This window comes from Ruegeria sp. L11, from assembly GCF_056531755.1.
On the sequence record NZ_JBQFMI010000007.1, the window covers coordinates 125,966 to 135,923 of the forward strand.

4 protein-coding genes are annotated in these 9,958 nt (G+C 51.8%); 3 read left to right on the forward strand and 1 reads right to left on the reverse strand.

Annotation, left to right across the window (positions count from 1 at the left end):
* Nucleotides 1-95 precede the first annotated feature (95 nt).
* The gene (locus ACR0CE_RS13515) at nt 96-881 is read right to left on the reverse strand and encodes a hypothetical protein (protein WP_480832915.1); all 786 of its coding nucleotides are present in this window, start codon (nt 879-881) and stop codon (nt 96-98) included.
* Between the two features lie 607 nt (nt 882-1,488).
* Here ACR0CE_RS13515 and ACR0CE_RS13520 point away from each other — a divergent pair.
* Genes ACR0CE_RS13520 through ACR0CE_RS13530 form a run of 3 tightly spaced genes read left to right on the forward strand, consistent with a single transcriptional unit; the run spans nt 1,489 to nt 9,730 of the window.
* On the forward strand, nt 1,489-8,367 hold the full coding sequence (locus ACR0CE_RS13520; protein ID WP_480832917.1) for a GAF domain-containing protein: 6,879 nt from the start codon (nt 1,489-1,491) through the stop codon (nt 8,365-8,367).
* A gap of 3 nt (nt 8,368-8,370) precedes the next feature.
* Complete coding sequence (locus ACR0CE_RS13525) at nt 8,371-8,712, forward strand: Hpt domain-containing protein (RefSeq protein ID WP_170519322.1); 342 nt, start codon at nt 8,371-8,373, stop codon at nt 8,710-8,712.
* The gene (locus tag ACR0CE_RS13530) at nt 8,705-9,730 is read left to right on the forward strand and encodes an adenylate/guanylate cyclase domain-containing protein (RefSeq protein WP_170566137.1); all 1,026 of its coding nucleotides are present in this window, start codon (nt 8,705-8,707) and stop codon (nt 9,728-9,730) included. The genes ACR0CE_RS13525 and ACR0CE_RS13530 overlap by 8 nt, the downstream gene beginning before the upstream one ends.
* Nucleotides 9,731-9,958 lie beyond the last annotated feature (228 nt).

The window sequence follows — 9,958 nt, forward strand, 5'->3', positions numbered from 1 at the left end:
TGCGCCCTGTTTTTTCGGCAGCGCGAACCCAAAGCGGACATGCACAATCAGACTTTGCAGTTTCCAAGATGCCAAAGAGCGAACTTTGCACGAGGCTACACCCGATACCAGTTTTCAACGTCTCGGATAGATTCCTCGACTGTAAATGCAGCCTCTACCTCTGCGACTACACACCGTACTTCATCCGGGCTTGCATTGAGTTCCAAAATACTCACTCCCAGATCATGGGCTGACCCGGCATTTGAATAAATCGTATCGACCCCAATTCTGATGGCGTTTCGATGTTGCAGTAGGTGCTCAAAAAACCGCACATAAATGATCTCCTCGTACGGAGTATGACTGTCCGCTTCAGAGACCAAACCTAACTCTGCGGCCTTGGCACACGTCAAACGCCAAGCCAGTTCCATTGTCGATGGAGGCGCATCTCTGGCCTCATCGGGATGTTTTGGGTTCGCAAACGTAGACCTTCGGATGGCTTCGAGATTGGCACGCAAGCTCTTTGTAGGAACAGGATAGATGAATGTGGTTTCCTCGGATGCTAAGGCTGGTTCAACCTGATCCGGCTGCGCCTGGATGAACTCGGAAAACCTGTTTCCGATGATAGGGACTTCACCGACAATCATGTCTGTGGGATCGGTAGTCTCTGTCAGCCATCGCGCCAGGGCTCTCCGGCCCCACAATCCGGCTGCCTTGCGGATCAACGGATGAGTTCCATCTGAAACATCTGGATACTTTGCGAGTATGTCTTCGGTCTGAAACGCCGCGAGTCCTTTATCCCACCGCATGATATGTACGCGACGTCCCAAGGAGACCGAAATGGATATTTGCTGGCGCAACAGAAATGACTTTCCAGACGCCGGTAATCCAGTGAAGAAAACCATGCGGCAACGACGTGCAGCGTCGGCGAGGTGTGTTCCAATCTCGGTTTCCGCAAAACTGTCGATAGAAATTGCGTATCTCCTAATTTGGTGTCAGCCGCAGACCGGAGCGGCGAGCGTTCACCACCTCCAAGATTGTTACCCAAGAAATCCGGCGATTTCACAGATGAATTGTCAACCTAAATTGCCCTAAAGCCCAGTTTGAGAGCTTTCCATTGCAGATAGATGCTTTAGCGCTCGCAGCCCAAAGAAGACATACAACAGCGATGTTTGAGTATTCTGGGAAGTTTAATACAGCTCCTATTTAGGACACCTTTTTGGCAAATAGGGCGGCTTTCTTTTTGACTGTGCGGATCTTCCCAAGGCCACACCATACCGGCATCGCCCGAACCGCATGAAACACGACCCACAAAGAAACTCTGTGACTTCTATCGTATGCCCTCTAAACTCCAGTCTTGTGTGTTTCATTGGTTTGCGTGGGGGGGCACGAACGCAAGTGGGTCGAAAAAAGGTATCAAGAGAGCCTGCTGATTCAGCGTCGTCATCCTCGCAAAGCAGGGGGCTCAGCGCGGATGATCAACAGGCTCGGTTTGAAGCCACCGCGCGGGTTATGCAGGCGATCTCCGAGACCAAGGATGACGTCCAGCCAGTATGCGACCTGATTGTAACGCTGGCAAAAGATCTCTGTGATGCCTTTTTTGCCGGTCTGGTACTCGGGCAAGAAGGGGATGCTCGTCAGCAACTGGTTGCCAGCGTTAATCTACACCCGGATATTCAGCAACTCTGGCTCGACGGCAAATACACGATGGAGCCAGGCAACTCCATTGTGACTGACACTATTCTAAGTGGCGAGACAAAACGTGTTGTCGATATGGGGGACACCGATTTTCATAAATCGGGAGATGAGCGCTTTAAGCTCATTGTCGACACTCATGGGTGCAGGAGCAATCTCTTTGTTCCATTGAAAGTGGGTGGTAGCGCAATCGGATGCCTGATGTTGGCACGGGATGAGGTACGACCTTATTCCGACGATCAGGTGCAGCTGGTTGAAACTTTCGCCGCGCAAGCGGTCATTGCAATTGAAAATGTTCGACAGTTTAGCGAGTTGCAGGTGCGTCTGGCTCGTGAAGGTGCCACGCGTGATGTTCTGGAGACGATCAGTCGGTCTCGGGATGATGAAGCGCCGGTATTTCAGACGATCTTGGAAAACACCGCACGGCTTTGCGAAACAGATGTAGCCACGTTGAGCCTGCTAAATGAGGCAGGAACTCATTTGGAATACGCGGCCCATTTTGGCGATCAATTGGCTACATACAAGGTCGGCGTGGATCGCTGGTCCCTGGACTCAAATTTACAAATTGCCGAGTCCGTGCGGGAAGCGCGCGTCATTCACAATGTCGATTTGCGCCAGACGGAACACTACATCAACGGGGATCCCTGGCGCCGGCAACTGGTTGATGAGGAAGGTGTCCGTTCGTTTCTTACGGTTCCTTTGATGTCGACAAATGGTGACCCAGTAGGCGTCATTGGGATTTACCGGCATGAAGTGCGGCCATTTACTGAAGATGAGATCTCTTTGGTCGAGGGCTTTGCGGCCCAAGCTGTGATTGCAATCGACAACACACGTCAAATGAAAGAGCTGCATACTCAACTGGAACGCCAAGTGGCGACGCAAGAGGTCCTGAGTGTTATCAGCAAAAGCCGGGACAATGCCGCACGAGTCTTTGAAGCCGTACTTCAGCAAGCCACGGAAATCTGTGACGCGGATCAGGCGGCGCTGGTTTTGGTCAACGCTGCGGGAACCCATATTCAATTGGCCGGTGCATGGGGGCACGATAGAACCGACGTCGAATTGGGAGAAGAGTGGCCTCTCGATGGTTCGGTTACGGCGGCGGCGGCGATACGAAATTGCAAGGTTGTACGAGTCGAGGACATCGCCGACACTGAGTTCTACCGCTCGGGTGATCCTACTGCTGTTACAATGGTCGAGGTCGAAGGCATCAGGTCACGGGTTGTTGTGCCCTTGATGCAGGGGGAACAAGCGATAGGTGCTATTGCGGTTAGCCGCCGCGAAGTCCGCCCGTTTTCTGATCCCGACGTGCAATTCATCGAAGAGTTCGCCAAACACGCAGTCATAGCGATAGAAAACACGCGCCAATTTCGAGAGGTTCAGGAACGACTTGAGCGCGAAAAAGCATCGCGAGAAATCCTCGAAGTCATAAGCCGTAGCCGCGACGACGAAAGACCTGTATTCCAAAGCATTCTCGAAAACTCCAGCCGTCTGTGCAAAGCGCCACTCGCCTTCTTGTGTATCGCTGATCACGAACGAGGGCTCGCAACGATCCCGGCAAATATTGGCGCAAGAACCGATTTTGACGAAGCGCTGAAAAATTTTGAGGAGCCGTTAACGCGCACTGAATTGATCGCGATCAGACCAATGATCGATGGCCAAGTTATTCGCCAGGATGATATCGCGGATGACCCGCTTTATTTCAAGGACCGAGACCCAAAACGGGTTCAGATGGTTGAGATTGAAGGAGCCCGCTCGGTTCTGGCAGTTCCGTTGATGAAGAACGGCACCGGTCTAGGGGTGATCGTACTATATCGCCGTGAAGTTGCGCCTTTCTCAGATGATGATGTGGCACTGGTCCAAACCTTTGCAGCTCAGGCCGTGATCGCAATGGAAAACGTCCGTCAGTTCCGGGAAGTACAGGACCGGACGGCGGAAGTTACGCAGGCTTTGGAATATCAGACCTCTACATCTGAAGTACTGCGGGTGATTTCGTCGTCGCCAAACGAGCTGGCACCCGTTCTCGATGCTATCCTCAAAGAAGCGTCGCGTATCTGCGAATTGCAGGATGCCTATGTTGCAATGTTGAACCTCGACGATCAGCTTTTTCATGTTCATGCGATACTTACGCAGGACACCACCTTTGCGGAATATGTCAAAGCTCATCCTATTTCGCCTGATGAAAGCGGTGTAAGCGGGCGTTCCATTCTGGCGAAGCGCACAATCTATATCGAAGATGTTGAAAAGGATTCTTCTTATACTTGGATGGAAGAAAGCGGCGTCGGTGAATACCGATCCGTGCTCGGAGTGCCGTTGATCAAGAACGGCGATGTCGTAGGTGTCATTTCAATCGGGTCCCCCGAGGTATCGGGGTTTTCTACCAAGCAGATACAGTTGCTGGAAACTTTTGCAGATCAAGCCACTATCGCCATTACGAATGCGAGTCTTTTCCGCGAGGTCGAGGAACGCACTGCGGAAGTAGTTCAATCGCTTGAATACCAGACGGCCACATCTGATGTGTTGTCGGTCATTTCGCGATCCCCAAACGAGCTGGAACCGGTGCTTGAGGAAGTCTTGAGGGTTGCAAGCCGAATCTGTGAACCAAAATACGCCGCGATTTCGATCCTCAATCCAGAGGATAGTCTATACCACACTGATATCACGCTGGAATTTGACAGTGATTTCATGAGGTTCATAAAAAACAACCCGGTGCCAGCCGGTCATGGAAGCGGTATTGGCCAAACAGCAGCACGAGGAGAAACAGTATATTACAAGGATACCGAAGCTGAAGAATACGAGTGGAAAGAGGCGGCCCGTATCGGAAAATACCGCTCGCTGTTAGGTGTCCCTCTGATCAAGGGCAAAGTAGTAGTCGGTGTTATAGTCCTATGCCACGACAAAGTCGCACCATTCAACGCAAAGCAAATTTCACTCTTAGAGACTTTTGCGGCACAGGCCGTGATTGCGATCAACAACACTCAGTTATTCGAAGAAGTTCAAGCTCGTACCGCCGAAGCTGAAGAGACATTAAAGTACCAGACAGCTACGTCTGAAGTACTAGATGTTATCTCCCGTTCACCCAACGACCTGCCGCCAGTGTTGGACGCCATCCTGGAGGTTGCTTCGCGCATCTGCTCGCCAGAGTACGCATTTTTTGCCATGCGGGATGCAGACGATGGGCTTTATCGTGTCGTGATGTCTCATAACGTAAGCGAGGCATTTCTGAAGTTTCTGACGGATAATCCGATAGCTCCTGAAGAAGGCTCGTGCATCGGGCGAACTGCATTGCATGGAAAGACAGTCTACATAGAAGATACTCGAAACGACCCAACTTACACTTGGAAACAGGCTGCCGAGATAGGCGATTATCTCACCACTCTCGGGGTTCCACTTGTCAAAAATGGTCGCACGCTTGGTGTTATCGTCATGGCGCACAGGCAGGCTTCGGCATTTAGCGCCAAACAGATCAACCTGCTGGAAACCTTTGCTTCGCAGGCTTTGATCGCGATTAACAACACGCAATTATTCGAGGAAGTGCAAAAACGCACCGCCGAAGTTGAGGAGTCTTTGGAGTACCAAAAAGCCACAAGCGAGGTACTCGAAGTTATTTCCCGATCTCCCGACGCATTAGAGCCTGTACTGGAAGCGTTGTTGGCCGTTTCGTCTCGCATCTGCCGCCTACAGGATGCTTTCCTGGCGCTTAAGATGCCCGAAGATGGGAAGTACCACTATTTTGCCGGGCACAATTTGTCTGGAAAATTCGCTAACTTCATAAAAGCGTATCCTTTCGAACCAGGAGAAACATCGGCCACAGCACGTGCCCTTCTGCATGGAAGGGCTGACTATGTAAAGGACACGCAGGCTGACCCCAACTATGACCCACTTCTCAAGTCCAATCTCGAAGGCTATCGATCCGTTCTTTCCGTGCCACTGATACGAGATGGCGAGACAATTGGCGTTATCAGCATGGGGAGTCGAACCACCGCTGCTTTTAACGAGAAGCAAATCAAGCAGATGGAGACATTCGCGTCCCAAGCGATAATAGCAATTCAGAATTCGCAACTCTTCAACGATACTCAAACCGCACTCGCGCGCCAAACGGCAAGTGCGGACGTGTTAAGGGTAATCTCTGAATCCCCAACCGATACCAAACCGGTTTTTGAAAAGATTGTCGCGCTGGCGACGACCCTCATAGATTGCGACCTGTCGATTGCTATTCAGGCGAACAAGACTGAACTTTGGCAAATCGCCGCCGCGACACCCGATGGCGTCGAAGAAATCACATGGACCGAGCGCCTGCCGATTGATCCCGAAGACAATTTGCCGTCCAAGGCAATCAAGAACGGCAAGACCTTGCATTTGCCCGAATGGCGATACGATGAGCTACCCCCGCGCGATCAAGAGATCATCCGCAGGAAAGGGTTCAAGTCTTCGCTGACGGTGCCTCTGATGCGCGGGACGGAATGTTTCGGTGCCTTGGTATTCATCCGAAAAACGGCCAAAGTTTTCAGCGAAAATGAAGTCGCCATTGCCGAGTCTTTCGCTGATCAGGCCATCATCGCGCTGGAAAATGTTCGCCTGTTTAATGAAACTCAGGCTTCCCTGGCACGTCAGACTGCGAGTGCGGACATTCTACGGGTGATCAGCCAATCTCCTGACGACATCAGGCCAGTCTTCGAGGCAATCGCAAAAGCAGGTGTGCGGTTGGTCTCCTCTGATATGGTTGCAGCTATGACCGCGCAAGATAACACGTTCGAGGTGCTTGCGCGGGTTAGTGCAGAAGGTGTTGCTACCCTTGAAGGCAACCAAAGTTTTCCTATCGACCCGGATCCGATGTCCAGCTTTCCCGCGCAGGTTCTGCATGAGAAGAAGATGCTCCATCTACCGGATTGGGATACACTCGAACTCTCACCGTTCGAACAGATTACGTATGACCGGCATGGCGTGCGCGCAGCTTTGTTGCTGCCACTTATGAAAGGCAAGGCGTGTCTGGGTGTGTTGGTGTTCGCTCGAAAATCAGCCGGCGCTTTCACCAAAGATGAGATCGACCTCGCCTACTCATTTGCAGATCAGGCGGTGATTGCCATCGAAAACGTGCGTCTGTTCCGTGAGGCCGAAGAGGCGCGAAAGGTTGCTGAAGAAGCAAACGAAGCAAAAAGCGCCTTCCTGGCGACGATGTCCCACGAAATTCGAACGCCAATGAACGCCGTAATCGGTATGAGCGGGCTGTTGATGGACACAGAGTTGGACGCAGAACAAAGTGACTATGCCAATACCATCCGCGATAGCGGCGATGCGCTGTTGGGCATCATCAACGAGATCCTCGACTTCTCGAAAATTGAAGCCGGGCAGATGGATATCGAAAACCATCCGTTCGACCTGCGCGAATGCATAGAAAGCGCCCTCGATTTAGTCAGCGGTAAAGCTGCCGAGAAACAGCTCGATTTGGCTTATGAGTTCGATGACACACTGCCCCTGGCGATTAGCGCAGATCTGACCAGATTGCGGCAAATTCTGCTGAATCTCCTTTCTAACGCAGTGAAGTTTACCGAAAGCGGCGAAGTGGTTCTGTCTGTTGAACAATCCGCCGAGGTGCAGGGATCGCTCGAACTGACGTTCAAAGTCCGAGATACTGGAATCGGCCTGTCCCAAAAGGGCATGAGCCGATTATTTCAATCTTTCAGTCAGGCAGATAGTTCCACGACCAGAAAATATGGCGGCACTGGTCTGGGTCTTGCGATCTCGAAACGCCTCGCCGAACTTATGGGTGGGACCATGTGGGCTGAAAGCCATGGCGAGGGGAGCGGTTCCACCTTTGTTTTCAAAATCCAGGCAAAACCTGCAAAGCCAGTTAAGTCTTCTTCCCGCAATCTTGTCGGCGTTCAGCCTGAACTCGAAGGCAAGCGAATTTTGATGGTGGACGACAATGCCACCAATCGTAAAATCCTCGCTCTTCAAACTGAGAAATGGGGCACGCAGACCACGACGCGTGAATCTCCGTCAGAGGCGCTGAGCATACTTGAACAAGGCGTCGAGTTCGATTTGGCCATTCTCGACATGCATATGCCCGAAATGGATGGAGCAGATCTCGCCAAAAAGGTTCGCGCCAAGAAGCCGGGTTTGCCACTAATCCTTTTCAGTTCACTTGGCCCGCGCGAAGTAGATCTGGAGGAAGGGCTCTTTGCTGCCAACCTTGCCAAACCTTTGCGCCAATCCCACCTGTTCGATACCTTGGTTACATTGTTCGCGACTGAAAAAGTACGAGTAAAGCCGTCCAAACTACAGGACAAACCCCAAACAGATCCGGATATGGCAACGCGACATCCACTGCGAATTTTGCTGGCCGAGGACAATTTGGTGAACCAGAAACTTGCACTGCGCCTACTGGAGCAGATGGGCTATCGCGCTGATTTGGCCAGCAACGGTGCCGAGGCTGTCGAAAGCGTGAACCGTCAAAAATACGACGTCGTTTTCATGGATGTGCAGATGCCCGAAATGGATGGTTTGGAAGCGTCACGACGTATCAACAAAGCGCTCCCCGAAGGAAGTCGCCCTCGTATAATCGCGATGACCGCGAACGCAATGCAGGGGGACCGTGAGATGTGCCTGGATGCAGGGATGGACGACTATATCACCAAACCGATCCGCGTACCTGTCCTAATCGAAGCCCTGTTAAATTCCCCAAGAATAAGAAGGTGATCCATGACAGACAGCCCAATTGATCATGAAATCTTCATGGAACTAAAAGACGCCACAGGCGAAGATTTTGCAGCCGAACTTGTAAACACCTTTCTCGACGAAGCGCCAAGTATGATTGGCGAATTGAAAACGGCGGCGGGCGAGGCCGATGTAGACCGATACCGCCGTGCTGCACATTCTATCAAGTCGAATGCCAACACATTTGGTGCGACGGCTCTTGCCGAACTGGCCAGGAAAGTCGAGCTGGGAGAACTGCCCGAGGCCGGAGACCTAACAGATGCGACGGCGTTGGAGACAGCCCTAACCACTGCCGCCGCCGCGTTGCGGAGCCTGATTGATGTCTGACGCCCCCGGCCATTTGCTCATCGTCGATGACAACAAGGTGAACCGCTTGCTTTTGTCGCGCAGCGTAGAGCTCTTGGGTCATCAAGCATCGGTCGCGGAAAACGGCCGGGTTGCGATGGAGATGTTGTCTAACCAGCCGTTTGACTTGCTGCTACTGGATATTGAAATGCCAGAAATGGACGGCTTCCAAGTTCTGGAGGCCGTCAAATCGGACATTGATCTGCGCGATCTGCCAGTAATAGTGACGTCATCTGTTGAGGGTCTCGACAACGTAGTGCGCTGCATTGAATTGGGTGCCGAAGACTACCTGCCAAAGCCTGTTAATAAGACACTACTTAGTGCGCGTGTCTCCAGCTGCCTTGAAAAGAAAAGGCTCAGGGACGAACAGAAGCGCCTGCTAGAGCGCTTTGCTACAACTGAGGTTGCACAAGACTTACAAGAGTCCGGTTTTGCCATAGGCGGCAAGCGCGCCAATGCTTCGGTCCTGTTCTGCGACATTCGCGGCTTCACGACCTTGTCTGAAAATCTCGCTCCCGAGGAAACAATTGATCTGCTCAACACTTTTTACACGTTGATGTTCGAGGCTGTTACTAGCAATGGCGGAATTGTCAGCCTGATGCTGGGAGACGGTTTGATGGCTCTGTTCGGAGTTCCGCAGCCGCTGTCCAACTCCGCTCAAAGTGCGGTGGCGGCAGGGCATGAAATGCACAACATGATTGAGATATTAAATCTCGAAAGGCGCTCAGAAGGGAAAAGTGACCTAAAAATCGGCATCGGAATAGCGACTGGCGAAGTCGTCGCCGGCTATGCCGGTACGGACAATCGAGCGACGTATACTTGCATAGGATCGACCGTAAACCTTGCTGCTCGCCTCGAGGCAGAAACGCAGAAAACCGGAAGCCGTATATTGATTGATCAAGAAACCTTCGATCTGTTGGAAGGGGCAAATGTGTTGGAGACATTTGGTAGAACAATGATCAAGGGTTTCTCCGATCCGTTCGATATCCATGCGCTATGACCATTCATGCAACCTGGCAAGCGCAACTACATCGGGTGTAGTTGCGCTTGTGGCTTTGCTTTTAGCCTGATGATTTTCATATGTGGCTCAGTGATTGGAGACTAGATATTGTCAGACTTTGCAAAGTCAGCTTTCTGTGTGAACCGGCATGCAAAATTGACCCCTGTACTGGGGTAATCGGCGTCCAAAGTTGACCCTCCTGGTATTTGGTTTCGTTAGCTTCCTCGC

Excerpts from the sequence above, each read along its gene's own strand:
- ACR0CE_RS13515 (WP_480832915.1), bottom strand. The coding sequence starts at position 881 with ATGGTTTTCTTCACTGGATTACCGGCGTCTGGAAAGTCATTTCTGTTG.
- ACR0CE_RS13520 (WP_480832917.1), top strand. The coding sequence starts at position 1,489 with ATGCAGGCGATCTCCGAGACCAAGGATGACGTCCAGCCAGTATGCGAC.
- ACR0CE_RS13525 (WP_170519322.1), top strand. The coding sequence starts at position 8,371 with ATGACAGACAGCCCAATTGATCATGAAATCTTCATGGAACTAAAAGAC.
- ACR0CE_RS13530 (WP_170566137.1), top strand. The coding sequence starts at position 8,705 with ATGTCTGACGCCCCCGGCCATTTGCTCATCGTCGATGACAACAAGGTG.